This window comes from Novosphingobium aerophilum, assembly GCF_014230305.1.
Taxonomy (GTDB): domain Bacteria; phylum Pseudomonadota; class Alphaproteobacteria; order Sphingomonadales; family Sphingomonadaceae; genus Novosphingobium; species Novosphingobium aerophilum.
Window position 1 is genome coordinate 1 of sequence record NZ_JACLAU010000021.1, and the last position, 25,167, is coordinate 25,167.

Annotated in this window: 28 protein-coding genes and 1 tRNA gene; 12 read left to right on the forward strand and 17 right to left on the reverse strand. The window is 69.2% G+C overall.

Annotated elements, in window-relative coordinates:
* The coding region (locus H7F49_RS12405; protein ID WP_235982128.1) for a pseudouridine synthase at window positions 1-941 on the reverse strand (941 nt) is incomplete at its 3' end.
* Between the two features lie 142 nt (window positions 942-1,083).
* Between H7F49_RS12405 and H7F49_RS12410 the strand changes: the two genes are divergently transcribed.
* Entirely contained in the window at window positions 1,084-2,394 is a 1,311-nt protein-coding gene (locus tag H7F49_RS12410) for an AmpG family muropeptide MFS transporter (protein ID WP_185683921.1), read from the forward strand.
* A gap of 529 nt (window positions 2,395-2,923) precedes the next feature.
* On the opposite strand, the gene H7F49_RS12415 is transcribed toward H7F49_RS12410, so the two are convergent.
* The 5 genes from H7F49_RS12415 to H7F49_RS12435 form a co-directional block, all read right to left on the reverse strand.
* Window positions 2,924-4,237: a bifunctional folylpolyglutamate synthase/dihydrofolate synthase gene (locus H7F49_RS12415; RefSeq protein ID WP_185683922.1), complete on the reverse strand. Its 1,314-nt coding sequence runs from the start codon at window positions 4,235-4,237 to the stop codon at window positions 2,924-2,926.
* A gap of 150 nt (window positions 4,238-4,387) precedes the next feature.
* The gene (accD, locus tag H7F49_RS12420) at window positions 4,388-5,239 is read right to left on the reverse strand and encodes an acetyl-CoA carboxylase, carboxyltransferase subunit beta (RefSeq protein WP_185683923.1); all 852 of its coding nucleotides are present in this window, start codon (window positions 5,237-5,239) and stop codon (window positions 4,388-4,390) included.
* On the reverse strand, window positions 5,236-6,048 hold the full coding sequence (gene trpA / locus H7F49_RS12425) for a tryptophan synthase subunit alpha (protein WP_185683924.1): 813 nt from the start codon (window positions 6,046-6,048) through the stop codon (window positions 5,236-5,238). Before trpA ends, accD begins: the two co-directional genes overlap by 4 nt.
* On the reverse strand, window positions 6,045-7,280 hold the full coding sequence (gene trpB / locus H7F49_RS12430; RefSeq protein ID WP_185683925.1) for a tryptophan synthase subunit beta: 1,236 nt from the start codon (window positions 7,278-7,280) through the stop codon (window positions 6,045-6,047). Before trpB ends, trpA begins: the two co-directional genes overlap by 4 nt.
* A 140-nt stretch (window positions 7,281-7,420) precedes the next feature.
* Window positions 7,421-8,053: an outer membrane protein gene (locus H7F49_RS12435; RefSeq protein WP_185683926.1), complete on the reverse strand. Its 633-nt coding sequence runs from the start codon at window positions 8,051-8,053 to the stop codon at window positions 7,421-7,423.
* Between the two features lie 232 nt (window positions 8,054-8,285).
* Between H7F49_RS12435 and H7F49_RS12440 the strand changes: the two genes are divergently transcribed.
* Window positions 8,286-8,753, forward strand: coding sequence for an outer membrane protein (locus H7F49_RS12440; protein WP_185683927.1), 468 nt, complete (start codon window positions 8,286-8,288; stop codon window positions 8,751-8,753).
* Window positions 8,754-8,819: 66 nt separating this feature from the next.
* On the opposite strand, the gene H7F49_RS12445 is transcribed toward H7F49_RS12440, so the two are convergent.
* The 11 genes from H7F49_RS12445 to aroA form a co-directional block, all read right to left on the reverse strand.
* Window positions 8,820-9,473 carry a phosphoribosylanthranilate isomerase gene (locus H7F49_RS12445; protein WP_185683928.1) on the reverse strand — a complete coding sequence of 218 codons (654 nt, stop codon included), beginning with the start codon at window positions 9,471-9,473 and terminating at the stop codon, window positions 8,820-8,822.
* A 43-nt stretch (window positions 9,474-9,516) separates the two neighbouring features.
* Window positions 9,517-10,287 carry an SIMPL domain-containing protein gene (locus H7F49_RS12450; protein ID WP_185683929.1) on the reverse strand — a complete coding sequence of 257 codons (771 nt, stop codon included), beginning with the start codon at window positions 10,285-10,287 and terminating at the stop codon, window positions 9,517-9,519.
* Between the two features lie 86 nt (window positions 10,288-10,373).
* A complete protein-coding gene (locus H7F49_RS12455) occupies window positions 10,374-10,886 on the reverse strand; it encodes a GNAT family N-acetyltransferase (RefSeq protein WP_185683930.1) in 513 nt (170 codons plus the stop codon).
* Window positions 10,887-10,891: 5 nt separating this feature from the next.
* Entirely contained in the window at window positions 10,892-11,563 is a 672-nt protein-coding gene (gene pyrF, locus H7F49_RS12460; RefSeq protein WP_185683931.1) for an orotidine-5'-phosphate decarboxylase, read from the reverse strand.
* 30 nt (window positions 11,564-11,593) lie between these two features.
* Window positions 11,594-11,902, reverse strand: coding sequence for a LapA family protein (locus H7F49_RS12465; RefSeq protein ID WP_185683932.1), 309 nt, complete (start codon window positions 11,900-11,902; stop codon window positions 11,594-11,596).
* 466 nt (window positions 11,903-12,368) lie between these two features.
* On the reverse strand, window positions 12,369-13,127 hold the full coding sequence (gloB, locus tag H7F49_RS12470; protein ID WP_185683933.1) for a hydroxyacylglutathione hydrolase: 759 nt from the start codon (window positions 13,125-13,127) through the stop codon (window positions 12,369-12,371).
* A gap of 149 nt (window positions 13,128-13,276) precedes the next feature.
* Window positions 13,277-14,992 (reverse strand): 30S ribosomal protein S1, encoded by a 1,716-nt coding sequence (gene rpsA, locus H7F49_RS12475; protein WP_185683934.1) that lies wholly within the window; start codon window positions 14,990-14,992, stop codon window positions 13,277-13,279.
* 698 nt (window positions 14,993-15,690) lie between these two features.
* Complete coding sequence (locus H7F49_RS12480) at window positions 15,691-17,124, reverse strand: patatin-like phospholipase family protein (protein WP_185683935.1); 1,434 nt, start codon at window positions 17,122-17,124, stop codon at window positions 15,691-15,693.
* Window positions 17,125-17,201: 77 nt separating this feature from the next.
* Entirely contained in the window at window positions 17,202-17,852 is a 651-nt protein-coding gene (locus H7F49_RS12485; protein ID WP_328806718.1) for a (d)CMP kinase, read from the reverse strand.
* Window positions 17,849-18,112: a CBU_0592 family membrane protein gene (locus tag H7F49_RS12490; RefSeq protein WP_185683936.1), complete on the reverse strand. Its 264-nt coding sequence runs from the start codon at window positions 18,110-18,112 to the stop codon at window positions 17,849-17,851. Before H7F49_RS12490 ends, H7F49_RS12485 begins: the two co-directional genes overlap by 4 nt.
* Window positions 18,109-19,482: a 3-phosphoshikimate 1-carboxyvinyltransferase gene (gene aroA, locus H7F49_RS12495; protein WP_185683937.1), complete on the reverse strand. Its 1,374-nt coding sequence runs from the start codon at window positions 19,480-19,482 to the stop codon at window positions 18,109-18,111. Before aroA ends, H7F49_RS12490 begins: the two co-directional genes overlap by 4 nt.
* Window positions 19,483-19,704: 222 nt before the next feature.
* On the opposite strand from aroA, the gene H7F49_RS12500 reads away from it, so the two are divergent.
* From H7F49_RS12500 to rplS, 10 genes are all read left to right on the forward strand, one after another.
* Window positions 19,705-20,019, forward strand: a complete 315-nt coding sequence (locus H7F49_RS12500; protein WP_185683938.1) for a TIGR02300 family protein — start codon at window positions 19,705-19,707, stop codon at window positions 20,017-20,019.
* 159 nt (window positions 20,020-20,178) lie between these two features.
* Window positions 20,179-20,254 (forward strand) — tRNA-Ala (locus H7F49_RS12505).
* Between the two features lie 167 nt (window positions 20,255-20,421).
* A complete protein-coding gene (ffh, locus tag H7F49_RS12510; protein ID WP_185683939.1) occupies window positions 20,422-21,906 on the forward strand; it encodes a signal recognition particle protein in 1,485 nt (494 codons plus the stop codon).
* A 46-nt stretch (window positions 21,907-21,952) separates the two neighbouring features.
* Window positions 21,953-22,435, forward strand: a complete 483-nt coding sequence (gene rpsP / locus H7F49_RS12515) for a 30S ribosomal protein S16 (protein WP_185683940.1) — start codon at window positions 21,953-21,955, stop codon at window positions 22,433-22,435.
* A 3-nt stretch (window positions 22,436-22,438) separates the two neighbouring features.
* Window positions 22,439-22,924 (forward strand): ribosome maturation factor RimM, encoded by a 486-nt coding sequence (gene rimM / locus H7F49_RS12520; RefSeq protein WP_185683941.1) that lies wholly within the window; start codon window positions 22,439-22,441, stop codon window positions 22,922-22,924.
* 31 nt (window positions 22,925-22,955) lie between these two features.
* Window positions 22,956-23,225, forward strand: a complete 270-nt coding sequence (locus H7F49_RS12525) for an AbrB/MazE/SpoVT family DNA-binding domain-containing protein (RefSeq protein WP_185683942.1) — start codon at window positions 22,956-22,958, stop codon at window positions 23,223-23,225.
* Window positions 23,222-23,605 carry a type II toxin-antitoxin system VapC family toxin gene (locus H7F49_RS12530; protein ID WP_185683943.1) on the forward strand — a complete coding sequence of 128 codons (384 nt, stop codon included), beginning with the start codon at window positions 23,222-23,224 and terminating at the stop codon, window positions 23,603-23,605. Before H7F49_RS12525 ends, H7F49_RS12530 begins: the two co-directional genes overlap by 4 nt.
* Window positions 23,602-23,883 (forward strand): hypothetical protein, encoded by a 282-nt coding sequence (locus tag H7F49_RS12535; RefSeq protein WP_185683944.1) that lies wholly within the window; start codon window positions 23,602-23,604, stop codon window positions 23,881-23,883. Before H7F49_RS12530 ends, H7F49_RS12535 begins: the two co-directional genes overlap by 4 nt.
* Window positions 23,880-24,755, forward strand: a complete 876-nt coding sequence (gene trmD / locus H7F49_RS12540; protein ID WP_185683945.1) for a tRNA (guanosine(37)-N1)-methyltransferase TrmD — start codon at window positions 23,880-23,882, stop codon at window positions 24,753-24,755. The genes H7F49_RS12535 and trmD overlap by 4 nt, the downstream gene beginning before the upstream one ends.
* Window positions 24,752-25,120: a 50S ribosomal protein L19 gene (rplS, locus tag H7F49_RS12545; protein WP_185683946.1), complete on the forward strand. Its 369-nt coding sequence runs from the start codon at window positions 24,752-24,754 to the stop codon at window positions 25,118-25,120. The genes trmD and rplS overlap by 4 nt, the downstream gene beginning before the upstream one ends.
* The last annotated feature ends 47 nt before the right edge of the window (window positions 25,121-25,167 follow it).

The window sequence follows — 25,167 nt, forward strand, 5'->3', positions numbered from 1 at the left end:
CGGCGGCCCCGCTCGCGCAGGTCCTCGCGGCCGAGCAGCGGGCCCTCGTCGTCGCGGCGGCGCGGGGCGGGGGCCTTGCGGGCCGGGGCTGCCCCGGTCCGCCGCCGGCCTTCGGGTTCGGCCCTGGGGGCCTCGCCCACGCGCAGCGTCCGGCGCACCGCACCCGGGTCCTGCGCGGCCAGGCCCAGGGTGCGGCGGAACTTCTCCACTTCGGCTGGAGCGATCTCGCCCGCCGCGCCGCGCGGCAGATCGCCCAGCACGAAGGGACCATAGGCGATCCGCATGAGCCGGCTGACCTGCAGGCCGAGATGCTCCAGGACGCGGCGCACTTCGCGGTTCTTGCCTTCGGTCAGGGTCAGCTCGATCCACTGGTTGCGCCCAGTGCGGCGCTCCATGTTGGCGTCGATCTTGCCATAGCGCATGCCGTCGATCTCGATCCCCTCGATCAGTTCCTCCAGCCGGGCCTGCGAGATGTCGCCATAGGTGCGCGCCCGATAGGTCCGCGGCACCCCGGACGAGGGCAGCTCGAGCGCGCGCTTCAGCTCGCCATCGTTGGTCAGCAGCAGCAGCCCCTCGGTGTTGAGGTCAAGCCGGCCCACCGGCATCACCCGGGGGGTGCCCAGGGGCAGGGCGTTGCGCAGCGCGGTGTAGATGGTCGGCCGCCCGGCCGGATCGCGCTCGGCAGTGATCAGCCCGTCGGGCTTGTGGAACAGGAACAGCCGTGCCGCCTCGGGCGCGCGCACCGGCTGGCCGTCCACGGTCACGCCGCGCAGGTCGGGCAGGATCGTGGCGGGCGTGGACACCGGTTGGTCCTCGAGCCGGACCCGCCCCTCGGCGATCATCCGTTCGATCTCGCGCCGGCTCGCGACACCGGCGCGGGCGAGCAGCTTGGCGATGCGTTCACCGCTGCGGGGGGTGTCGCTGGAGGGGGAGTCCGTCATGCGCGGGCCTTACTGCCAAGCCGAGGGGGCGTCAAAGCGGGCGTGTTCTGCGCCGCGCGTGGGACAGCAGCGCACAGGCATCTGGTCTTGTCCGGATTTGTCGCTAGCGTGGCGCGGCAAGGCGAGGTTGGGGACATACGGCATGACTGATACCGCGGAGCAGCCTTCGGGATCGCTCACGGGGGCAATTGCGCCCTATCTGGAACGGCAGCCGCTGGGCGCCTTGCTGCTGGGCATCTCCTCGGGCTTTCCCTTCGCGATGATCGGCGCGACACTGACCACCCGGCTGGCGCAGGACGGCATCGACAAGAAGACCGTCACGGCCTTCACCCTGGCCTTCCTGGTCTACAACCTGAAGGTGTTCTGGGCCTGGATCGTCGATGGCGTGCGCCTGCCGCTGCTGGGACGGCTGGGCCAGCGCGTGTCGTGGATGCTGCTGGCGGGGGCGCTGGTGATCGCGGCCGTGATCAACCTGGCGCTGGTGAACCCTGTCGACAATCTGGCCGGAACGGTGATCGCGGCGGTGCTGGTCGGCGTGGCGGGCGCCACCTTCGATATCGTGATCGATGCCTACCGGATCGAATCGCTTCAGCCCTATCAGCTCGGGGTCGGTTCGGGCATGTCGCAGTACGGCTGGCGGATCGGCTCGGCCGGAGCCGGCGCGCTGGCCCTGGTGATCGCCGCCCGGCATGGCTGGAGCGCGGGCTACCTCGCCTGCGCGGCCTTCGCCCTCCCGGCGATGATCACGGCGCTGTGGCTGGGCGAACCCGAACGCCACCGCGAACCGGCGGCGCGGCGCGGCCTGGGGCAGGCGGTCCGCGCGATCTACGGTCCGTTCGTGGAGTTCTTCCAGCGCCCGGGCGCGGTGCTGGTTCTGCTGTTCATCCTGGTCCACAAGATCGGCGACACCCTGGCCAACCTGACCTTCCGCCTGCTGTTCGACGATCTGGGGTTCAGCAATGACGAGATCGCCATCTACGATATCGGTCTGGGCTTCTGGGCCTATCTGATCGGGATCTTCCTGGGCGGTGCGGCCTATGCCCGGCTGGGCCTCAAGCGATCGGTGCTGGCTGCCCTGGTGCTGATGGGCCTGTCCAACCTCAGCTTCGCGCTGCTGGCCGCGGCGGGCCATTCGAACCTGGGCATGGCCGGGGCGATCGGCTTCGAGAACGCCGCCTCGGGCTTTGGCGGGGTGGTCGTGGTCGCCTACTTCTCGGCGCTGTGCAACCTGCGCTTCACCGCCTCGCAATATGCCCTGATCTCGGCCGGGGCCAGCGTGGTCGGCCGTTTCCTGACCGGGACCACGGCGGGCCGGCTGATCGAGGCGCTGGGCTACGTGAACTTCTACCTGCTCACCACCCTGGCCGCCTTGCCGGGGATCGCGCTGTTCTGGTGGATGAGCCGCAGCGGCCTGGTCGACAGTTCGATCGGATCGGCCACCGACGGCGAGTAGGTTGCCCGGACTGGTGCTGCGCCGACTGAAACGGCTGGAGGGGGTGGGAAGCGGACGTTGGTCTCAAGCGCCCAGAAGCCGCCCACAACGCATTCGCACACCCGCAAAATGGCACATCCTTAAATCCATCGTCGTCCCGGGCCTGACCCGGGACCGGGCTTGAGCCGGGACCGGGCTTGCCTGCCCTGACGGAGGTCAGGGACCCGGGACAGGGCTGTTCTTCCCCATCCGTTGCCACGCAAGCCCTGCCCCGGCTCAAGGCCGGGGCGACGATGGAGGAGGGGTACATGATGTCCGGTTGGCGTGGGGAGCGGGCATTCTTCGATCCTCCCCGTTTTCGCCCGCAGGGCGCAAAGGGGGAGGTGTCGGCCGCCGCAGGCGGCTGACGGAGGGGCCAGGTTGCTACCCCCCTTCCACCCCGCTGTCTGCGGCAGCGTGGTCCCCCTCCCTGTTTATGCTGCGCAAAAACAGGGAGGATCGGAACGTCCCAGCCCGGCCGAAACCGGCCGCCCCAGCCGGTCCGCGCGGCCTAGTCGGGAAACTCGCGATTGCGCCGCAGCACTTCGCCAGCGAGGTAGAGGGAACCCGCGATCAGGATGTCGCGGCCATCGTCGGGCAAGGCGGCCAGCGCGGCGGCGACGTCCGCGCAGGGCCTCACGGCCTGCGCGGTGTGCGGCGCGAAGTCTTCCGGGCGGTGCGCCTCGTGCCCCGGCGCGGGGACGACCGACAGGCTGGCCAACAGTGGATCGAGCGGCGCGATCAGGGCCGCCGGGTCCTTGTTGGCGAGCATGCCGATGATCAGGTGGATCGGTAGCCCGCCCGCGAAATGCCGGGCGATTGCCAGCCCGGCGTCGGGGTTGTGTCCGCCGTCCAGCCAGACCTGCCGCCCCGGAACGAGCGCGGTCAGCGGACCGTCGCCCAGCCGTTGCAGCCGCGCGGGCCAGCGCGCCGCGCGGATGCCCTGCGCCATGGCGGCAGCGGAGACGGACAGGGCGGTCTGGTGGCGCAGCATCATCACCGCCAGCGCCGCATTGTCGATCTGGTGCGATCCGGGCAGCGTGGGCAGCGGCAGAGTGACCATCTCGTCCGCGTCGTGCAGGACAAACCCGTCCGCACCCGGCTCGAAGCCCCAGTCGCGCCCGCGCATCAGCAGCGGCGCGCCGTGGCAGGCCGCGGTTGCGATCACCGCCGCGTTCGCTCCGCCCGGATAGGTCTGGGTGACCAGCGGGACGCCGGGCTTGGCGATGCTGGCCTTTTCGAAGGCGATCCGGGCAATCGGCTCGTCCGGGGTGCCGGCTTCCGGACGCAGCAGGAAGGCTTCGTGATCCAGCCCCAGCGAGGCGACCCCGCAGACCAGCGGGGCCGGGATCACATTGGTGGCATCCAGCCGCCCGCCCAGCCCGACCTCGATCACGCAGGCGTCGGCGGGATGCCGGCTGAAGGCCAGGAACAGCGCGGCGGTGGTCACCTCGAAGAAGCTGGGCCCCAGATCCTCGCTGGCGTCGAGCACCTCGGCCAGCAGCGCCGCCAGCGCGTCGTCGTCGATCAGCCGGCCAGCGATGCGGATGCGTTCGTTGTAGCGCACCAGATGCGGCTTGGTCGCGCTGTGGACCGTATAGCCCTGCGCTTCCAGCATCGCGCGCAGGAAGGCGCAGGTCGAGCCCTTGCCGTTGGTTCCGGCGACGTGGAACACGGGGGGCAGGTGGCGTTCGGGGTGGCCCAGCCGGGCGCAGATCGCCTCGATCGTGTCCAGCCCATAGCGGCCCTGCGGCAGCGACAGGGCGGCCAGCCGGTTCAGCTGGGTCTGGACGCCGGGGTGGTCAGAAGTGGCAAAGTCGCGCATGGCTGGAGGCTCGGTGCATTGGCTGGCCGTATTTCCCGTTCGCGCCGAGCGAAGTCGCAAGGCCTGGCGTGAGGTATCTCGCCTGCGCTCGACACGAACAGTGGGATTGGGCGTCTTGCCGGGGTGGACCGCAGGGCTTTGCCCTTCGCGTCACGCCGCCTTGGCCGGCTGCAGATACTCCAGCACCCGGGCCAGCGTGGACTTCAGGTCCTTGCGATGGACCACCATGTCGACCATGCCGTGTTCGTGCAGGTATTCGGCGCGCTGGAAACCCTCCGGCAGCTTTTCGCGGATCGTGTCCTGGATCACGCGCTGCCCGGCGAAGCCGATCAGGCAGCCCGGCTCGGCGATGTGGATATCGCCCAGCATGGCATAACTGGCGGTCACCCCGCCGGTGGTCGGATCGGTCAGGATGACGATGTAGGGCAGCCCGGCGCGGCGCAGGCGGCGCAGCGCCACGGTGGTCTTGGGCATCTGCATCAGCGACAGGATGCCTTCCTGCATCCGCGCGCCCCCCGCGGCGGTGCAGATCACATAGGGCGCCTTGTCCTTGATCGCGCGCTCCACGCCTTCGACGAAAGCCGCGCCCACGGCCATGCCCATCGATCCGCCCATGAAGGCGAAGTCCTGCACGCCCAGGATGACCTTGTGGCCGTTCACCGTGCCCTTGGCATTGGTCAGCGCATCGGGATGCGGATTGGCGGCGCGGGCGGCCTTGAGGCGATCGGGATAGCGCTTGGAATCGCGGAACTTCAGCGGGTCTTCCTTGACCCTGGGGGTGGCCAGCACGCTGTAGCCCGGATCGAGCAACTGCCCGAAGCGGTCATCGGTGCGGACCCGCCCGTGGTGGTCGCAGCGCGGGCAGACCGACAGGTTCTCCTCGTACTCCTTGGTGAACAGCATCTCGCTGCATGACGGGCACTTGATCCAGAGGTTGTCGGGCGTCTCGCGCTTCTGCGCGAAGGACGGGAGCGCGTTGCGGACGCGGTTCAGCCAGCTCATGCGGTCTGCTCCTGAAGGGTCTGGCGCGATTGGTGGACAGCTTGCGAGAGGGCGGCGGTCAGTTCGCGCACCGGGCCGGCAGCGGCTTGGCCATGCTTGGCCACCAGATCGACCAGCGCCGATCCGACCACCACGCCATCGGCGACGCGGGCGATCGCCGCGGCCTGGTCGGGGGTGCGCACGCCGAAGCCGACGGCGACCGGGATGGTGCTCGAGGCCTTGAGCCGGGCGACCGCTTCCTCGATCGAGGCCTGCGCGGCCTGCTGCATCCCGGTGATCCCGGCGACCGATACGTAATAGAGGAAGCCCGACGAGCCTTCGAGCACGGCGGGGAGCCGCGCGGCATCGGTGGTCGGGGTGGCGAGGCGGATGAGCGAAACGCCGGCAGCGCGCAGGGCCGGGCCCAGCTCGGCATCCTCCTCGGGCGGAATGTCGACGCAGATCACCCCGTCGACCCCGGCCTTGGCGCATTCGGCGGCGAACCAGTCCGCCCCGCGGATCGTCATCGGGTTGGCATAGCCCATCAGCACCAGCGGCACCTCCGGATGACGCGCGCGGAAGGCGGCGGCAATGGCGAGGATATCGGCCGTCTTCGTTCCGGCCCCCAGCGCGCGCAGGTTGGCCAACTGGATCGCCGGGCCATCGGCCATCGGATCGGTGAAGGGCATGCCCAGCTCGATCACGTCGGCCCCGCCCTCGACCAGCGCATCAAGGATCGCGGCAGTGTCGGCAGGCGTCGGATCGCCTCCGGTGACAAAGGTGACGAGAGCCGGGCGGCCCTTGGCGAAGGCGGCGGACAGGCGGGTCACAGCTTCACCCCCAGGTGCTCCGCCACCGAGAAGATGTCCTTGTCGCCGCGCCCGCACAGGTTGACCAGGATGATCGCGTCCTCCGGCAGGGTCGGCGCGACCTTGGCGACGGCGGCAATCGCATGGCTGGGCTCGAGCGCGGGGATGATCCCTTCGGTGCGGCACAGCAACTGGAACCCCTCGAGCGCCTCCTGATCGGTCGCCGAGGTGTAGTCCACCCGGCCGATCTCCTTCAGCCAGGCGTGCTCGGGCCCGATCCCGGGATAGTCGAGCCCGGCCGAGATCGAGTGGCCTTCGGTGATCTGGCCGTCCTCGTCCTGCAGCAGGTAGGTCTTGTTGCCGTGGAGGATGCCCGGGCGCCCGCCGGCCAAGCTGGCGGCGTGCTCCTTGTCGAGGCCGTGGCCCGCCGCCTCGACCCCCAGCATCTTGACCGAGGGATCGTCCAGGAACGGGTGGAACAGCCCGATCGCATTGGAGCCCCCGCCGATCGCGGCGACCAGCAGGTCGGGCAGGCGGCCGGTGCGGGCCAGCATCTGCGCGCGCGCCTCGCGCCCGATCACGCTCTGGAAATCGCGGACCAGCTCGGGGTAGGGATGGGGACCGGCAGCGGTTCCGATGATGTAGAAGGTGTCATGGACGTTCGCGACCCAGTCGCGCAGGGCCTCGTTCATCGCGTCCTTCAGCGTCGCGGCCCCGGCGGTGACCGGCACGACCTCGGCCCCCAGCAGCTTCATGCGGAACACGTTCGGTGCCTGGCGGGCGACGTCGGTCGCGCCCATGTAGACCACGCAGGGCAGGCCGAAGCGGGCGCAGACCGTGGCCGTGGCCACGCCGTGCTGGCCCGCCCCGGTCTCGGCGATGATCCGGGTCTTGCCCATGCGGATCGCCAGCAGGATCTGCCCGATGCAGTTGTTGATCTTGTGCGCACCGGTGTGATTCAGCTCGTCGCGCTTGAACCAGATCTGGGCGCCGTTCCCCGCGGGAGCGCTCTTGCGAAGCTCCTCGGTCAGCCGCGGCGCGAAGTACAGCGGGCTGGGGCGGCCGACATAGTGTTCCAGCAGGTCGTCGAATTCGGCCTTGAACGCCGGGTCGGCCTTGGCGGCGGTGTATTCCCGCTCCAGGTCGAGGATCAGCGGCATCAGCGTTTCGGCGACATAGCGCCCGCCGAACGGACCGAAATGGCCGCGCTCGTCAGGCTGGTTGCGGAAGCTGTTGGGGGCGTGGTCGTTCATGCCTCGGCGCTTGGCAGAGGCGCGGGCGATTGTCCAGTTGGCGGGGCCTTGCGGGCAGGTTCGCGGCCTTGCCCATCTCGCCCAAACGGAAAGGGGCGACCATCGGCCGCCCCTTTGCTGTCAGTGATGTCGGGGCTCGATCAGAAGCCGTAAAGCAGACCCGCGACGACCTGCTGGCTCTTGGCCTTGTAGCTCAGCTCCGGCGCCAGCGGATCGGTCGACCCGCCCGTCGCGCCGTACTGCGACAGGCGGTATTCGAGCCGCGCCTTCACCTTCGTGCCGTACTCGAGGCCGGCCGCGACGCGGTAGCCGCCCAGGTTGCGGGGGTAGGAGAAGGCGATCGGGGTCGGCACGCCGGCCACGGTGCCTGCAGCGAGGCCCGAGGCGATCGCCCGGCGGTTGGTGTAGCCGGCCTTGATGTAGGCGAGCAGGTGCGGGGTCACTTCGTAGCCCGCCCGGACGCTGATCGACAGATCGCGCCGATAGCCGGTGTTCAGCGCGTTGAGCGCATCGATGGGCAGCACATTGTTGGTCTTCGACCGCATGTACTCCGCCTCGACACCCAGCCGGACGCGCGGCATGACCACGGTGTCGGCGCCCAGGGCGATGCCGTAGGACAGCTTGGCATCGCTGGTCTTGAGGCCAAGGCTGGTGGTCTGGACGTTGTCGTAGCCCATCAGCACCCCGGCGTAGGGGATCAGCGCCGTATCGTTGGCGAGGGCGGGCGTGGCCATGGTGACGGCCATGGTAAGTCCGATTGCGACGCTCTTCATTGGTTTACCTGCGCTTGCAACGAGTGCCCCAGCACTCCGGAGATGCTGCGCAGCATGACCGGGAAAGGTTAGTTTCCAGTAAAGGATGTTGCGCCTGTCCACCCAACGGCACCGAGCGCCGGGTGGTCTGTTCATCTAAGCGACAGATTCGGTTCACTTTTCCGACAGTTTGAGGCGCCTAACTCCCGCCTCGGCCCGCACCGAGGGGCCGGATGACTCAGGAGTACAGTTCATGCGCACTATTGCCCTTCCGCTGCTCGCCGCGGCGGCTCTGTCCGGTGTGGCCGCCAGCCCGGCGCTGGCCAACGAGACCCGCGCGGAGGCCCGTGCCGGGGTGCAGTGGCTGCCCGGTCAAACCGAAGCGACCGCGGGTGTTGCGGCGGGCTATGACTTCGACCTGGGGCCGATGGCCTTCAGCGGGGTCGAGGTGTCGGCGGACAAGGCGCTGGGATCGGGCTACAAGACCAGCTTCGGCTTCCATGGCCGCGCCGGCGTGAATCTGGCCGGCACCAAGCTTTACGGCGTCGGCGGCTACACCACCGAGCCCTGCGACAACTGCCGCGGCGGCTGGGACCTGGGCGCGGGTGCGCAGATGGCCCTGATGGGGCCGCTTTATGGCAAGGTCGAATACAAGCACCAGTTCGTTGACCAGAGCCGCGACCGCGATACCCTGCTGGCGGGGGTCGGCATCAGGTTCTGAACCGTTCGCCGCGGACGGAAGAGGGGCGGGCCGGCAACGGGCCGCCCTTTCCGCGTCGCCGACCGGTCAGCCGCGCGCGGTTGCGCAGAAGGCGGCGATCAGCGCGGGATCCTTGACCCCCGGCGCCGTTTCCACCCCTGACGAGGTGTCGACCAGTGGCGCCCCGGTCAGGCGCACCGCTTCGGCCACGTTGCCGGGCGCGAGGCCGCCGGCCAGGCCCCAGGGCGCACGGTTCCGCCAGCCGGACAGCAGGGACCAGTCGAACGCCAGACCCATGCCGCCAGGCAGGGTGCCCTTGGGAGTCTTGGCATCGAACAGGACAAGGTCGGCCGCGCCGAGATAGGCGGCGGCGCGGTCGATATCGGCGGCCGAGGCAACGGGCACGGCTTTCCACACCGGCAGGCCATGGCGGGCGCGCAGCTCGGCCGCGCGGGCCGGGCTTTCCTCCCCATGCAGTTGCAGGGCATCGAGCCCGGCCGCGTCAACCGCCTCGGCGATCAGGGCATCGGTGGCATCGACGAACAGTCCGACCCGGCCGATCCGTCCCGCCGCCCGGGCGCCCAGCGTTGCGGCCTCGCGCGGGGTCAGGGCCCGGGGCGAGGGCGGAAAGAACACGAAGCCGACATGGTCCGCCCGCGCCCGGATGGCGGAATCCACCGCACCGGGCGTGGTGACGCCGCAGATCTTGATCGCGACGGCGGGGGCGGAGACGGCGGTCATCGCTGCCCCTTAGCCCACCCGGCCGTCCCGCCGCCAGTTCGAATCAGGGCACCAGCTCGAACTGCACCTGCACCGTCACGGTCATCTGCAGCTCGCCGGCCTGGACCGGGCTGGAGGGCGCCGGGGCGGCCTCCATCGCCGCCATCCGGTACATCACCGGCTGGGGCGGCTGCCACCCGCCGCTCTCGCTGATCGACACGATCCGCCCCACGCGCAGCCCGGCGGCCCTGGCATAGAGCTCGGCCCGGGCGCGGGCCTTGGTCATGGCGGTGGTGCGCGCCTCGTCCTGGGCCGGATCGGGATTGTCCACCTCGAACCCCGGCCCGTTGACCTGGTTCGCCCCGGCCGAGACCAGCGCGTCGATCACCTTGCCCAGATCGCCGAGGTTGCGGTGGCGGACCGAGACCGAATTGTTGGCCTGATAGCCGATGATCCTCGGCTGGGCCGGTTCCATCGTGCCGTCGGGCAGGTTGCGCTGCGGCTGGTAGACCGGGCTGAGTGACAGGTTGCTGGTCTGGATGTCCTTGTCGGCGACGCCCGCCTTCTTCAGCGCGGCGATCACCCGGGTCATGTCGGCGGCGTTGGCGCGCAGCGCCTCGCTGGCCGTGGTCCCCTGGCTGACCACCCCGGCGCTGAAGGTGGCGACATCGGGCGCCCGGGTCACGCGGCCCTCGGCCGAGAGCGAGAGCAGGGTCGGCGCGACCGCAGCGGGTGACGGACGCGGGGCGGTCTGGGCCTGCACCGCAATCGGCAAGGCACCGAGCACTGCGGCTCCGGCAAGGGCGGTGGCTAGCGTGAAGGGGCGCAGGGTCATGTCCGTCTCCCGAATTGGCTTGGGTCCGATGCTTGGCCGAAGCGAGGTTGCGTCACGATGAACCGTGCTCCCGGGCCAGCCTTCGCTCAGGTGAGCACGCGATCGAGCACGATCATCCGGAAGTCCTGGCCCTCGGCCAGGTCATAGGGAAAGGGGCGGATCTCCCCGGTCTGGCGATAGCCGCGCCGCTCGTAGTAGGCGATCAGCTCGGGGCGACGGTCGATCACCGTCATCTCCATGATCTCGGCCCCGAACAGCCGGCGCGCGGCGGCCTCGGCCTCGGCGATCAGGCGGCGGCCCAGTCCTGCGGCCTGCAGCGAGGGCGCCACCGACAGCATGCCGAGATAGCAATGCCGCGGCGGCTTGGCGGTGATCGCCACCGTGCCGATCAACCGCCCTTCAGCCTCCGCCGCCAGCATGTGGTGGCCGGGCTGGCTGATCTGGCCGGCCACCTCCTCGTCCGAGGTGCGCTCGCCGCTGAGCAGATGGGCCTCGTTGGTCCAGCCCTGCCGGGCGGTGTCGCCGCGGTAGGCGCTTTCGACAAGGGCGCGGATCGCCGGCACGTCGGCCGGCATGGCGATGCGGAACGATACGTCCATCGCGTTCAGAGCGTGCCTTCGATCGCCCGGGCGGCGGCGACGGGGTCCTCGGCGCGGCTGATCGGGCGGCCGATCACCAGCACGCTGGCCCCGGCATCGCGCGCCTGGCGCGGGGTCACGGCGCGCTTCTGATCCCCAAGGGCGGCTTCGGCCGGGCGCAGGCCGGGCACCACGAAGTAGCCGTTCTTCCAGCGCCGGTGCACCTCGCCGACCTCGTGTCCGGAACAGACGATCCCGTCGAGCCCGGCCTCGGCGGCGAGGTCGGCCAGGCGCAGCACCTGATCGTGCGACGATCCGCCCACCCCGGTGGCGGCCAGATCGCTGTCATCCAGGCTGGTCAGCACCGTCACCGCGACGACCTTGCAATGCTCGCCCGCGGCCGCCTTGGCATCCTCCATCATCGCCCGGCCACCACTGGCGTGAACCGTGACGATCGCCGGCTCGAGCACGTGGATCGCCTGCATCGCGCCCGCGACCGTGTTCGGAATGTCATGCAGCTTGAGGTCGAGGAAGATCGGCAGGCCGACCTTGGCGACCTCGTGCACGCCATGATGGCCGTGGGCGCAGAAGAACTCCAGCCCCAGCTTGAGCCCGCCGATGTGCCCTTTGACCTTCTGGGCCAGGGCGATTGCGGCATCCAGCCGGGGCAGGTCGAGGGCAAGATAGATCGGGTTCATGCGGGCTCCGGCTGGTCAGGTCGCCTGGTGTCAGGTGGCGGGCGTTTCCCCGGATTGCGCGGCGGCGTCAAGCTGGGTGGAGGACAGCGCGGCGGAGGGCTGGCGCGTCACCGCCTCCAGCGCATTGATCCGCCGCCGCCAGCGCCAGCGCCCGGCCTGGTGCAGCAGCCACATCGGCAGCAGCCCGGCGAGGAACGACAGGATCACCAGCGCGGGCAGGCGGGTCTCCCAGACCAGATCCTCCCAGATGCGGACGGTCACCGGAGTCCAGTTGGTGACCGAGAACAGCACCAGTGCGATCAGCAGCACGGCCCAGACGATCGTGCGGATCATCCGCATGGCTTGGTGTCCTTTCTCCGCTTCCCGGCGACGATGCTAGGCGGGAACGCGCGGTAAGGGAAGGGTGCCCGGGCGATGGGGGTGGGGCGGCGGCTATCGCCCGGGAATGGACGTGAGTCGAAAAAGACCAAAGCAAAACAGGATCGGCTCAGCCTGGGCGGGGTTGGGATGTCCGACGATCATGCCACGAGGGCCTAGCCATCGGTAGGCCCAGGGTCCGCTCCCCCTCTCGGGTTCGCCTTTGCTCGCCACAGGCGGTCCAGAACGTGTTGCCATCCGATCGTGAAGCACGGCAACATGAAGCAAACCAGGGCAACCAGCGACTTGTCGAGCTTTGGGGGTGAGAACAGCCGCGAAAGCACCAGCACCCACACGACAAAGGGTAAAGCGTCCCTTACGAAAAGCCTCATGGTGAGTCCCTCGGGCTGATGTGATTGCGGCAGGACAGTATTGGTCTGCGTCGGCCCTAGAACCCGTCCTTCGCGGCTCTCAGCGCGGCGAAGGTCTCGACCGGAGAGCCGCCGCCCCAGCGGGTCCGGAGGGCGGGGTCGTCGGCGCGGAGGAAGGGGTTGGTGGCGATTTCGCGGGCGAGCGGCATCGGGACGGTGGGGCGGCCCTCGGCGCGCAGCCGCGTCACCTCGGCGGCATAGGCCTGCAGCGCGGCATTGTCCGGATCGGCGTGGACCGCGAAGCGCGCGTTCGAGGCGGTGTATTCGTGCGCGCAGTGCAGCAGGGTGGCGGCGGGCAGCGCGCGCAGGCGCAGCAGGCTGGCCCAGAACTGATCCGGTGTGCCCTCGAACATCCGCCCGCAGCCCAGCGCGAACAGCGCATCGCCGACAAAGGCCAGCGCGGCGGACGGAACGTGATAGGCGATATGACCCAGCGTATGGCCGCCCACGTCGATCACCTCGGCCGCGACCTGGCCCAGCCGGACCATGTCCCCCTGGCTCACCGTGCGGTCCACCGCGGCGATCTTCGCGGCATCGCCCGCCGGGGCGGTGACGGTGCAGCCGGTCGCGGCCTTGATCGCGGCGTTTCCGCCCGCGTGATCGGGGTGCCAGTGGGTGTTCCAGATCTGGGTGATCCGCCAGCCTCGCCCCTCGGCCTCGCGCAGGTAGGCCTCGGCATCGGGCGTGTCGATCGCCGCGGTCTCGCCGCTGGCCGGATCGTGCAGCAGGTATCCGTAATTGTCGGACAGGCAGGGAAACTGGTGAACCTGGAGCATGGGGAACCTCTCTGCCCGCGAAGGTAGGGAAAGCGGGGGGATTAGGAAAGGGCGGGGCGTGGAGCGCGGGCACTCCGCCGCCAACGAAAAAGCCCGCCCGGATCGCTCCGGGCGGGCCTTTCTGTTCAGCCGGTTGGCTTCGGCCAGGCTTACTGCTTGGCCTTCAGCGCGGCGCCGAGGATGTCGCCCAGCGAGGCGCCGGCATCCGACGAGCCGTACTGCTCCACGGCTTCCTTCTCTTCGGCCAGCTGGCGGGCCTTGATCGAGAAGTTCGGCTTCTTCGACCGGTCGAACCCGGTGACCATGGCATCGACCTTCTGGCCGACCTGGAAGCGGTCCGGACGCTGCTCGTCGCGGTCGCGGCCCAGGTCCGAGCGCTTGATGAAGCCGGTGGCGCCATCGTCGCCAGCCTGGACTTCCAGGCCGCCGTCGCGGACTTCGAGCACGGTGACGGTGACGACCTCGCCACGACGCAGCGAACCCGCGCCGCCGGCCGAAGCCGTGCCGCCAGCCGCCGGAGCGCCCTTCTCGAGCTGCTTCATGCCGAGGCTGATGCGCTCCTTCTCGACATCGACGTCAAGCACGATGGCCGAAACCTGCTCGCCCTTGCGGTGCAGGGCCAGCGCGTCCTCGCCCGAGATGCCCCAGGCGATATCCGACATGTGGACCATGCCGTCCACGTCGCCGTCCAGACCGATGAACAGGCCGAACTCGGTGGCGTTCTTGACTTCGCCTTCCACGGTCGAACCGACCGGGTGCTTCTCGGCGAAGGCTTCCCAGGGGTTCTGCTGGGCCTGCTTCAGGCCGAGGCTGATGCGGCGCTTGTCGCTGTCGACCTCGAGCACCATGACGTCGACTTCCTGCGAGGTCGAAACGATCTTGCCGGGGTGGACGTTCTTCTTGGTCCAGGACATTTCCGACACGTGGACCAGGCCTTCGATGCCGGCTTCCAGTTCCACGAAGGCGCCGTATTCGGTGATGTTCGTCACGGTGCCGCGCAGCTTCGCGCCGACCGGGTACTTGGCGGCCACGCCATCCCACGGATCGCTTTCCAGCTGCTTCATGCCCAGGCTGATGCGCTGGGTGTCCTGGTTGATGCGGACGATCTGGACGCGCACGGTGTCGCCGATGGCGATCACTTCCGACGGGTGGTTGACGCGCTTGTAGCTCATGTCGGTGACATGGAGCAGGCCGTCGATGCCGCCCAGGTCGACGAAGGCACCATAGTCGGTGATGTTCTTGACGACGCCGTCGATGATCTGGCCCTCGGCGAGGTTCTGGATCAGGCCCGAACGCTGCTCGGCGCGGGTTTCTTCCAGCACGGCGCGGCGCGAGACCACGATGTTGCCGCGGCGGCGGTCCATCTTGAGGATCTGGAACGGCTGCGGGATGTCCATCAGCGGGGTGACGTCGCGGACCGGGCGGATATCGACCTGCGAGCCGGGCAGGAAGGCCACGGCGCCGTCGAGGTCGACGGTGAAGCCGCCCTTCACGCGGCCGAAGATCACGCCTTCGACGCGCTTGCCTTCGCCGAACTCGTTCTCGAGCTTGTCCCAGGCGGCTTCGCGGCGGGCGCGGTCGCGCGACAGCATGGCTTCGCCGTCAGCGTTCTCGACGCGGTCGACATAGACTTCGACCTCGTCGCCGACCTTCAGGCCGTGCGGCTGGCCGGGCATGGCGAATTCGCGCAGGGGCACGCGGCCCTCGCTCTTCAGGCCGACGTCGATGACGGCCTTGTCGTTTTCGATCGCGGTGACAGTGCCCTTGACGACGCGGCCTTCGAAGCCGCCGCTGGCAGCCGAGCCAAGCGTTTCGTCAAGCAGAGCCGCGAAATCGTCGCGGGTCGGGGTAGCCGTAGAGGCCATGGTGGGTTCCTACTCTGTGCTGTTTCCGGCCAGGCGGTTGTCTCCGCCGGTCTTTCCTCCACGCACCGCCCCATGCGGACGTGGGCCAAAAAGGGCCGAACCGCCGCGGCGACCGAATGTCATCCGCGGCATCCCGCAGACCGGATTCGGCCCGCAGGACCGGCGGCGCTTAGGCGCGCGATGTCGGAATTGCAAGGAAAATGGGGGCCAAACCTGAACCGGTTGACACGGTTGACACAGTACTGGGCGGAAAATGCGACGGGGCGAGCGGGGGCGGTGCGGGCGGGGGCGTTGGCGGTCGGGGAGGAGATGGGCCGGCATCGCGCCAGCCTAGCGCCGGGCCGCCCCTGTAGGACAGCGTGCGGCCCCGAGCGGGTGAGGAACCCGGGCGATCCGGGCCGCATGGCGCGCTGTCCCGAGGCGGTCCGTTTGCGCCCGAAGTCGGACCTTTGTTTCCTCCCCGGTACGGGGAGGGGGACCACCGAAGGTGGTGGAGGGGCACTCTCCTTGGGGCACGGCAGCTGGTCAAGGCGGGGTGCCCCTCCACCATCCTGCCCGCAGGGCAGTTTACCCTGAGCGGCCGGCCTGCCGGCCAGCCGAAGGGGATGGTCCCCCTCCCCCGGTGGGGGAGGATTTGAAAACGTCCGCTCCCCACCCAGACCCGCCTATGGTCCGATCCGGCAGAGGCCAATCCCGCGCTACTCCAGCCGGGCCCACTGCGTCACGGCCGGGTGGTTGCGGCCATAGTCGATCAGGCAGCGCATGTAGCGGGCGTGGAATTCCAGCGGATGGTCGCGCCGCTTGTCCTCGGCCTGCCATTCGCCGCAGGTCGCCTCGCGCGGGGTCTCGCCGGGCAGGGCCACCGTGGCGCGGTGAGCGAGGTAGCCCTGCGGGCCCGGTTGCATGCGGGCGATCTCGGGATTGAGCCCATTGCGCGCGCCCTCGCTGCGCGACCAGTAGACCGAGGCGACGTAGGACTGGTTGATCAGCACCGACAGCGAGCGGAAGGCCAGGCTGTCGAAACGCCAGCGCGGGTTCGGGTTGGGGCAGGGCGCCAGGGTGCACTGCGGGCCGACCTGCAGCGTGCCGTTGATCAGCATGAACAGGTGATCCCGCGCCTCGCCCCGCGCATCGGTGCGGCGGTTGGCGGCGAAGACCTTGTCGAGCGGGCGCAGGAACACCCCGAAGCGCGCACCGCCATCGATGAACATCTTGCCGTCGATGAATACCGGCGCGGCGGCGATCGGCACCGAGGACGAGGCGATCAGCGCCTCGATATAGCAGTGCTTCAGCGCATCGGCGCGGGGCCGGTCCTCCAGCGTGTCGGCCGCCACCCAGGCCCGGGCATAGGCCCCCAGGTCGAACACCACCAGATCGCCGCTGTCCATCTCGACCGCGCCGACCAGCAGGCTGCGGTTGCCCTCGTTGTCGCTCGCCTCGCGGGCAATGGCGTGAATCCGGGTGGGGTAATCGCCCAGCGGTCCGTGGTAGGGCGCCGTCAGCAGGCGGTCGAGCAGGCCGCGCAGCGGATCGAGCGTGGCCAGCGTGCCGCGCCGGGCCAGCGAGATCGCCCCGCGCACCGGATGGTCGTCCAGCCCGCGCGAGACCAGCGGGCGGAGCAGCTCGCGCTCGCGCACGATCGAGTAGGACTGCACCAGCGCCTCGGGATCGTCGATAAAGGCGAAGGAGGCCTGCAGCGCGCCGGTGGAGATGCCGGTGACCACGCGGAAGCGCGGCAGCCCGGTCTTGCGCGGCTGGCCCGCGGGAGGGGGCTGGAGATCGGCGTTGACCGTCCGCAGCTTGCCCCACTGCGACAGGAAGCCCGCCCCGAAGGCGCCGTCCTCGCTCCCGCCCGAGAGCAGCAGCAGCGAGTTGCTGACCGCTTCCTCGCGCGGGGCATAGGGGTGCAGGTTGCCAGACTTGTAGGCCCGCTCCAGCGCGGCATCGAGCGCCTGGGCGTCGGTCGGGCGGAGCGTTTCGGCGGCGCCGTCCGGCTGCCGTGTCCCGGCCTCGGGATCGATCGCCAGGCGATAGGCGAACTCCGGCGCGGTGCAACGCAGCGCGGGCGTGCCGGCATATTGCACCGGCCTGATCGCGCAGCCGCCCAGCAGCAGGCAGGCAGCAGTCAGCAAAGCAGCCCATGAGCGCATGGTGTTCCCCCCGATATCCGTGCGACCCTGCGGCGCTGCGGCCGCTTCTCCGGTTTGGCTTAGCGGTTCAGCCGCGCCTCGACCAGCCGGATCGCGGCGGCGACCGCCTCGTCGCGCGACAGGCTGGAGGTGTCGAGCGTCACCGCGTCGGGCGCGGCGACCAGCGGGGCGGCGCTGCGCGACCGGTCGCGCAGGTCGCGCGCGGCGAGGTCGGCCTCGATCGCGTCGAGCGTGACGGGTTCGCCCCGGGCCTGCATTTCCAGGAAGCGCCGCTCGGCACGCGCGGCGACGCTGGCCGTGACGAACAGCTTGGCCAGCGCCTCGGGCGCGATCACCGTGCCGATGTCGCGCCCGTCGAGCACCGCGCCGCCGGGCCGCAGCGCAAAGGCGCGCTGCCGCTCGTACAGGGCCTGACGCACCGCCGGATGGATCGAGACCCGGCTGGCCAGACCGCCGGTCTCCTCGCTGCGCAGCGCGGGATCGCTCAGCAGGGAATCGGGAAAGCGCGTCGCGGCGAGGGCCTGGGCGGGATCGTCCGGGTTGCCGCCATCCTGCTGGCATTGCCGCCCGACCGCGCGATAGAGCAGCCCGGTGTCGAGGTGGGGCAGGCCGAAATGGGCGGCGAGCGCCTTGGCGATGGTCCCCTTGCCCGAAGCGGTGGGGCCGTCGACGGCGATGATCCGGGGGACGATGAGGCCGGCCCCGCTCACGCCGCGCGCCCCTGGCGGACCGCCTTGACCAGACCCCAGATCGCGATCGCCGACCAGAAGGCCTCCAGCACCAGCGAGGCGGGGTTGAGGTTGACCAGCAGCGAGACCGTCAGCAGCTGCGATCCCGCCAGGTTGAGCCCATGCTGGACATAGGGATTGGGCGCGGCCTTGCCGGTGCCATAGGCATAGGCGACGACAATGCAGGCCATGCCGGCAAAGCCGCAGAGATTGGCCAGGGTCTCGCCGATCGGCAGGATCATGTGTCGGCCAGCCCGTCGAGCAGGCTTTCGAACACGGGAAAACTGGTGGCGATCGGGCGGATGTCGTCCACCTCCACCCCGGCGCGGCTGGCGAGGCCGGCGACGGCCATGGACATGGCGATGCGATGGTCGAGGTGCGTGGTGACCGCGGCACCCTCGGGCGTGCCGGGCAGGGGATCGCCGCCGGTGCCGTCGATGATCAGGCCGTCCGCGGTCTCGGTCACGGTCGCCCCGGCGAGTTCGAGCGCGGCGCGCATCGCGGAAATCCGGTCGGACTCCTTGACCCGCAGCTCCTCCAGCCCGGTGGTGACGGTGCGCCCGCGGGCGAGGGCGGCGGCGACGAACAGCACGGGGAACTCGTCGACCATGCTCGGCACCACGGCCGGATCGACCGCGATCCCGGTCAGCGCGGAATGGCGCACGTGGAGATCGGCCACCGGCTCGCCGCCGACCTCGCGCCGGTCCAGCTCGTCGATCTGGCCGCCCATCTGCCGCAGCACGTCGAACAGCGCCGCGCGGGTGGGGTTGAGGCCGACGTTCTCGATGACCAGATCCGATCCCGGCACCAGCAGTCCGGCGACGACAAAGAAGGCCGCCGATGAGGGATCGCCCGGTACCACGATCTGCTGCGGCCGGAACTCGGCCTCGCCGCGGACCCGGATCACCCGCGTTCCATCGGGTTCGACCTCCACCTCCAGCTCGGCCCCGAAGCCCTTGAGCATGCGTTCGGAATGGTCACGGGTCGGCACCGGTTCGATCACCGTGGTGATCCCCGGGGTGTTGAGTCCGGCCAGCAGGATCGCGCTCTTGACCTGGGCCGAGGCGACCGGGAGGCGGTATGCGATCGGCACGGCGGGCGCCGCGCCGCGCATCATCAGCGGCAGGGTCTGGCTTCCCCTGGCCCCCGGCGAGGCGGTGAAATCGGCCCCCATCAGGGACAGCGGCTCGATCACCCGGCCCATCGGGCGCTTGGACAGGCTGGCATCGCCGATGAAGCTGGCGGTGATCGCATGGCTGGCGACCAGGCCCATCAGCAGCCGGGTCGACGTGCCGGAATTGCCCATGTCGAGCGCCTGCTGCGGTTGGAGCAGCCCGCCCACGCCGACCCCGTGGATCGACCAGGTGCCGTCGGCCTCGCGGGTGATCGACGCGCCCATCGCCCGCATCGCGGCGGCGGTGGAGAGCACGTCCTCGCCCTCGAGCAGGCCGGTCACGCGGGTTTCCCCCACGGCAAGGGCGCCCAGCATGATCGAGCGGTGGCTGATCGACTTGTCGCCCGGCACGCGGATCCGGCCCTTCAGCGGCCCGGCGGGGGCGAAGCGGCGGGGGCGGCCGGACGAAGCAGTCGTGGCGGGGTCGGCGGAGCTCACGCAGGCGGTCTTTCTCGAAAGGAGGGCCGTAAAGCGCGCGGCTTTTGACAGCGCGCACCGGCTATGGCAAGGCGCGCGCCCTGTTGATGGCCCCAGCTGAAATCGTATTGGTCGGATTCGAATGGTCTGAATCAATCCGGTTGATTTATCCGCCCGGCCTTCCCATCAACGCGAACGGTTTTCGGGTCCGCGCATCGGCACGGGCCAAGACGAGGAATTGCAATGGTCAAGCCTGAATGGGGCGCCAAGCATGGCTGCCCGAAGTGTGGCACCCGCTTTTATGATCTGGGCAAGGATGACCCGGTCACCTGCATCGAATGCGGCCATGCCTGGCAGCCGGAGCCGGTGCTGAAGTCGAAGCAGCCGATTCCCTATGAGGAAATCCAGAAGAAGCCGGAGGAGGCCGACGTCGACCTGGCCGAGGAAGATCTGGACATCGACGAGGACGGCGACAGCCCGGACAATGATGTCGACCTGGGCGGCGATGACGACCTCGGCGTCGGCATGGGCGACGGCGACGACGGCGACGAGGGCTGAGGTCCGGCCGGTTTTGCGGGCCGCGGAGAAAAATCCGCGGCACGTTTTTTCCCGCTTGCCAACCCGGCGAGGTGCCAATAAAGGGGCGCCTCCCGGCACGACCCACGGGTCTGGCGGGACCGGATGGCTCTGATGAACCACCCGGCACATGGTTGGAATGGGGCCTTAGCTCAGCTGGGAGAGCGCCTGCATGGCATGCAGGAGGTCAGCGGTTCGATCCCGCTAGGCTCCACCATCCAAGACGGAATTCGCCCTTTGCGCGATACGCTGGCTGACGAGGTTTCGTCCGCCGGCGTTTTTCGCTTAGGGTCCTGATCGACACGCTGGTCGGCGAGGTTTCGCCCACCGGCGCTTTTCGCGTGATGGTTCGCCCCGGGGCGGATCTGGATGGAGTAGGCGGCCATGTTCGACACATTGTCCGATCGCCTCGGTGGGGTGTTCGACAAGCTGCGCGGTCGTGGCGCGCTGAACGAGCAGGACGTGCGCGAGGCGATGCGCGAAGTGCGGATCGCCCTGCTCGAGGCCGACGTGGCCCTGCCGGTCGCCCGCCGCTTCATCGACGAGGTGACCGAGAAGGCCGTGGGCCAGTCGGTCCTGCGTTCGGTCACGCCGGGCCAGCAGGTCGTCAAGATCGTCAACGATGCCCTGATCGATATGCTCGGCGGCGGGGAAGGTGGCGGCGAGGCCGTGGGCCTCGATCTCAACGCCGCGCCGCCGGTGGTGATCATGATGGTCGGCCTGCAGGGCTCGGGCAAGACCACGAGCACGGCCAAGCTCGCCAAGCTGATCAAGGAAAAGCACGGCAAGAAAGCGATGATGGCGTCGCTCGACGTCAACCGCCCGGCCGCGCAGGAACAGCTCAAGGTGCTGGGCGAGCAGGTCGGCGTCGCCACCCTGCCGATCATCGCCGGCCAGGCCCCGGTCGATATCGCCACCCGCGCGCTCAACGCGGCCAAGCTGCAGGCGGTGGACGTGCTGCTGCTCGACACGGCCGGCCGCCTCCATGTCGATCAGGCGCTGATGGAGGAGATGAAGGCCGTCTCCGCGATCTCGGCGCCGAAGGAAACGCTGCTGGTCGTCGATTCGCTGACCGGCCAGGACGCGGTCAACGTGGCCCAGTCCTTTGCCGGGCAGGTTGACCTGACCGGCGTGATCCTGACCCGGATGGACGGCGATGCCCGCGGCGGCGCGGCGCTGTCGATGCGCGCCGTCACCGGCAAGCCGATCAAGTTCGCCGGCACCGGCGAGAAGATGGACGCGATCGAGCCGTTCCATCCCTCGCGCGTTGCCAACCGCATCCTGGGCATGGGCGATATCGTCTCGATCGTCGAGAAGGCGGCCGCGACGATCGAGGTCGAGGACGCCGAGAAGCTGGCCCAGCGCATGGCCAAGGGTCAGTTCGACATGAACGACCTGCGCATGCAGTTGCGGCAGATGCAGAACATGGGCGGCCTCGGCATGCTGGCGGGCATGATGCCGGGCATGAAGAAGGCCAAGGCGGCGATGGCCGCCAGCGGCATGGATGACCGGGTGCTGCTGCGCATGGATGCGATCATCGGTTCGATGACGCCCAAGGAGCGCGCCAAGCCCGAGCTGCTCAACGCCAAGCGCAAGATCCGTATCGCCAACGGGTCCGGCACCCAGGTGCAGGACGTCAACAAGCTCATCAAGATGCACCAGGAAATGGAGCGCGCGATGAAGCAGATCAAGAAGATGGGCGGGCTGAAGGGCCTGGCCGCCATGTTCGGCAAGGGTGGCCTCGACGCCGCCATGCCGGGACTGGGGGCCCAGGGTCTGGGCGGCGGCGCCAATGGTGGCGGCCTCCCGGGTCTGCCCGGAATGGGCAACATGCCGGCCAATCTCGGCGATCTGCTCAAGAAGAAGTGATTTTCGGTTTTCGTTTCAGTTCAAGGTTCAAGGAAAGGTAGTTCCCATGTCGGTTTCTCTGCGTCTGTCGCGTGGCGGTTCCAAGAAGCGCCCTTACTACAAGATCGTCGTCGCCAATTCGCGCGCTCCGCGTGATGGCAAGTACCTGGAGCAGGTCGGCACCTACAACCCGCTGCTCGCCAAGGACGATGCGAACCGCGTGCGTCTGGTCGAGGATCGCGTGCGCTACTGGCTGGGCGTCGGTGCGCAGCCGACCGACCGCGTCGCCCGCATGCTCGACAAGGCCGGGATCAAGGAGCGCGCCGCCACCGTGAACCCGAACAAGGGTGAGCCGGGCAAGAAGGCCAAGGAGCGCGCCGAGGAGAAGGCCGAGAAGATCCGCGAGGCCGAAGAGGCCGCCCGTGAGGCCGCCGAGGCCGCTGCCGCCGCCGCTGCCGCTCCGGCTGTGGAAGAAGCTCCGGCCGCCGAAGAGGCTGCCGCCGAGGAGGCTCCGGCCGAGGCTGCTGCCGAAGAGCAGGCCGAGGGCTGAGCCTTGCCGACCGACAAGCCGGTCACCCTTGCCGTCGTCGCCGGCGCGCACGGGGTGACGGGCGAGGTCCGCTTGAAGCTGTTCGGGGAAGGCGTGGCGGCGCTGAAGCGCTACCGCGCCTTCAACGATTCGGCGCTGACCGTCGAAAAGCTGCGCGAGGACGGCAAGGGCGGGGCGATCGCCCGCTTCATCGAGGTAACCAGCCGCAACGCCGCCGAGGCGCTGCGCGGCACCCTGCTGACCGTGCGGCGTTCCGAGATGCCCTCTCTGGCCGATGGGGAGTACTACTACGCCGACCTGATCGGGCTGGCCTGTGTCTCGACCGCCGGCGAGGCGCTGGGCGAATGTGTGGCGGTGGAGAACTTCGGCGCGGGTGACGTGCTGGAGGTCAAGCGCCCCGACGGCAAGACCTTCATGGTGCCGATGAAGCCCGACGCCGTGCCGGAGTGGGGCGAGGCCATCGTGATTGCCGAGGGGTGGGCTTCATAGTATATACGGCCTGTATATACAGGAGCCGGTGATGGCGAAGGAATACCGGGCCAAGGTCTTCAAGTCGGGCAACTCGCTCGCGCTGCGCATCCCTAAGGAGCTGGGCCTGATCGAAGGCGCGACCATGGTGCTGCGCGAGGAGCGGGTCGGGTTCGTGGTCGAGCCGGAAGAGGCGCCACGGCGCAAGATCGATGTCAGCGGGTTTGCCGGCAAGGCGCCAGGCATCAAACTGGCACCGCGAGAGGATTTCGAGGAACGGCCAAGCGTGATCGCGGCACGAAAGGCTGCCGGACTCGAATGATCCGGTATCTGATCGATGCGAACTCCGCGGTTTACGCAATGGAGTCGGCCAACCATCCGATCGTTGCTCGGATCGCCGATTGCGATGCAGGGACGATTGGCATCTCGGTGATCAGTTATGCCGAGGTCGCCTATGGGACCTTCGTTGGCAAACCACCCGAGCCTGAAGTGCTGGAAGCCTTCATCGAGGCGATCCCGATGCTCCCGTTCGATGAGGCCGCCGCGCGACACTATGCCCGCCTGCCCTTCAAGCGCGCCCGCTTCGACCGGCTGCTCGCGGCTCACGCGTTGAGCATCGGGGCGACAGTGATCACCAACAATGTCGCCGACTTCGCCGACGTGCCCGGTCTGCGCGTCGAAAACTGGAGCAAGGACGCATGACCCTGCTGTTGCTGATCCTTGCGGTGGGCGCCGCGGCGCTGGCCGTCGCCGCGCTGCGTCGGCGCACCGCGCTGGCGCCGGGGCGGCTGGCCATGCTGGCCGGGCTGGTGCCGGCCGTGGCGATCATGGGCCTGTTGCTGGCCGGCATGGTGGCGCGCGATGGCGCGGCGCGCGGCGATCGCCTGGCCCTGATGATGATCCCGTTCATCGGGCTGGCCGTGGCCCTGGCCGGCTGGACTGGCGGAGCGCTGGCCCTCCTGCTGGGACGCAAGCCATGACCTTCCATGCCGCCGTCATCACGCTTTACCCCGAGATGTTTCCGGGCCCGCTTGGCGTCTCGTTGGCGGGCCGCGCGCGCGCGGAGGGCAAGTGGTCGCTCGAGGCGATCCAGCTGCGCGATTTCGCGGCAGACAAGCACCGCACCGTGGACGACACCCCGGCCGGGGGCGGGGCGGGGATGGTGCTGCGTGCCGACGTGCTGGCCAGGGCGATCGACCATGCGCGGGCGCTGTTCCTCCCCGGCACGGGGAGGGGGACCATCCGCAGGATGGTGGAGGGGCAAGACGTGGAGTCGGACGCCCTCTCCGAGTGCCCCTCCACCAGCTACGCTGGTCCCCCTCCCCGTACCGGGGAGGAACGGACAACCCCGGTCCCCGTCCTCGCCATGACCCCGCGGGGCCGGCCGCTGACCCAGGCCCGCGTGCGCGAGCTGGCGGCAGGCCCCGGCGTGATCGTGGTCTGCGGCCGGTTCGAGGGCTTCGATGAACGCATCTTCGCGGGCCGCGGGGTGGAGGAGGTGTCGATCGGCGACATCGTCCTGTCCGGTGGCGAGCCCGCCGCGCTGATGCTGCTCGACGCTTGCATTCGCCTGCTTCCCGGCGTAATGGGCGCCCCTTCCAGTGGGACCGAGGAGTCGTTCGAGAACGGCTTGTTGGAATATCCCCACTACACCCGACCCGCTGAGTGGGAAGGGCGCACGATCCCTGAAGTGCTGCGATCGGGGGATCATGCGAAGATCGCGGCGTGGCGCAAGCTGCAGTCCGAGGTCGATACACGGTTACGCAGGCCGGATCTGTGGGAGCGCCATGAGGGTGCTCGGGTCCAGTCTGCCTCTGGCGCGCGGCGTGAAAAGAGGGATGTGGACCAGTGAACCTGATCCAGCAGATCGAGGCCGAGGAAATCGCCAAGGCCAACAAGGTTATTCCGGAATTCCGTGCGGGCGACACCCTGCGCGTGGGCGTGAAGGTGATCGAAGGCGATCGCACCCGCGTCCAGGCCTATGAAGGCGTGTGCATCGCGCGGTCGAACCGCGGCTTCAACTCCAACTTCACCGTGCGCAAGATGTCGTTCGGCGAAGGCGTGGAGCGCGTGTTCCCGCTCTATTCGCCCAACATCGAAAGCATCACCGTGGTCCGCCGCGGCGTGGTGCGTCGCGCCAAGCTGTACTACCTGCGCGGCCGGACCGGCAAGCGCGCCCGTATCGCCGAGCGTCGCGACACCCGCAACGACGGCTGATCCCGGGACATTCCCGGGCTCAACCGTACAGGGTTTACAGGACAAGG

Bases quoted from the DNA above. Each gene is read 5' to 3' on its own strand.
- rpsP (WP_185683940.1), top strand. From the start codon at position 21,953: ATGTCGGTTTCTCTGCGTCTGTCGCGTGGCGGTTCCAAGAAGCGCCCT.
- H7F49_RS12525 (WP_185683942.1), top strand. From the start codon at position 22,956: ATGGCGAAGGAATACCGGGCCAAGGTCTTCAAGTCGGGCAACTCGCTC.
- pyrF (WP_185683931.1), bottom strand. From the start codon at position 11,563: ATGAACCCGATCTATCTTGCCCTCGACCTGCCCCGGCTGGATGCCGCA.
- trmD (WP_185683945.1), top strand. From the start codon at position 23,880: ATGACCTTCCATGCCGCCGTCATCACGCTTTACCCCGAGATGTTTCCG.
- H7F49_RS12445 (WP_185683928.1), bottom strand. From the start codon at position 9,473: ATGACCGCCGTCTCCGCCCCCGCCGTCGCGATCAAGATCTGCGGCGTC.
- H7F49_RS12490 (WP_185683936.1), bottom strand. From the start codon at position 18,112: ATGATCCTGCCGATCGGCGAGACCCTGGCCAATCTCTGCGGCTTTGCC.
- ffh (WP_185683939.1), top strand. From the start codon at position 20,422: ATGTTCGACACATTGTCCGATCGCCTCGGTGGGGTGTTCGACAAGCTG.
- accD (WP_185683923.1), bottom strand. From the start codon at position 5,239: ATGAGCTGGCTGAACCGCGTCCGCAACGCGCTCCCGTCCTTCGCGCAG.
- gloB (WP_185683933.1), bottom strand. From the start codon at position 13,127: ATGCTCCAGGTTCACCAGTTTCCCTGCCTGTCCGACAATTACGGATAC.
- H7F49_RS12440 (WP_185683927.1), top strand. From the start codon at position 8,286: ATGCGCACTATTGCCCTTCCGCTGCTCGCCGCGGCGGCTCTGTCCGGT.
- H7F49_RS12435 (WP_185683926.1), bottom strand. From the start codon at position 8,053: ATGAAGAGCGTCGCAATCGGACTTACCATGGCCGTCACCATGGCCACG.
- H7F49_RS12465 (WP_185683932.1), bottom strand. From the start codon at position 11,902: ATGCGGATGATCCGCACGATCGTCTGGGCCGTGCTGCTGATCGCACTG.
- H7F49_RS12535 (WP_185683944.1), top strand. From the start codon at position 23,602: ATGACCCTGCTGTTGCTGATCCTTGCGGTGGGCGCCGCGGCGCTGGCC.
- H7F49_RS12410 (WP_185683921.1), top strand. From the start codon at position 1,084: ATGACTGATACCGCGGAGCAGCCTTCGGGATCGCTCACGGGGGCAATT.
- H7F49_RS12415 (WP_185683922.1), bottom strand. From the start codon at position 4,237: ATGCGCGACTTTGCCACTTCTGACCACCCCGGCGTCCAGACCCAGCTG.
- H7F49_RS12530 (WP_185683943.1), top strand. From the start codon at position 23,222: ATGATCCGGTATCTGATCGATGCGAACTCCGCGGTTTACGCAATGGAG.
- H7F49_RS12500 (WP_185683938.1), top strand. From the start codon at position 19,705: ATGGTCAAGCCTGAATGGGGCGCCAAGCATGGCTGCCCGAAGTGTGGC.
- trpB (WP_185683925.1), bottom strand. From the start codon at position 7,280: ATGAACGACCACGCCCCCAACAGCTTCCGCAACCAGCCTGACGAGCGC.
- H7F49_RS12455 (WP_185683930.1), bottom strand. From the start codon at position 10,886: ATGGACGTATCGTTCCGCATCGCCATGCCGGCCGACGTGCCGGCGATC.
- rpsA (WP_185683934.1), bottom strand. From the start codon at position 14,992: ATGGCCTCTACGGCTACCCCGACCCGCGACGATTTCGCGGCTCTGCTT.
- H7F49_RS12450 (WP_185683929.1), bottom strand. From the start codon at position 10,287: ATGACCCTGCGCCCCTTCACGCTAGCCACCGCCCTTGCCGGAGCCGCA.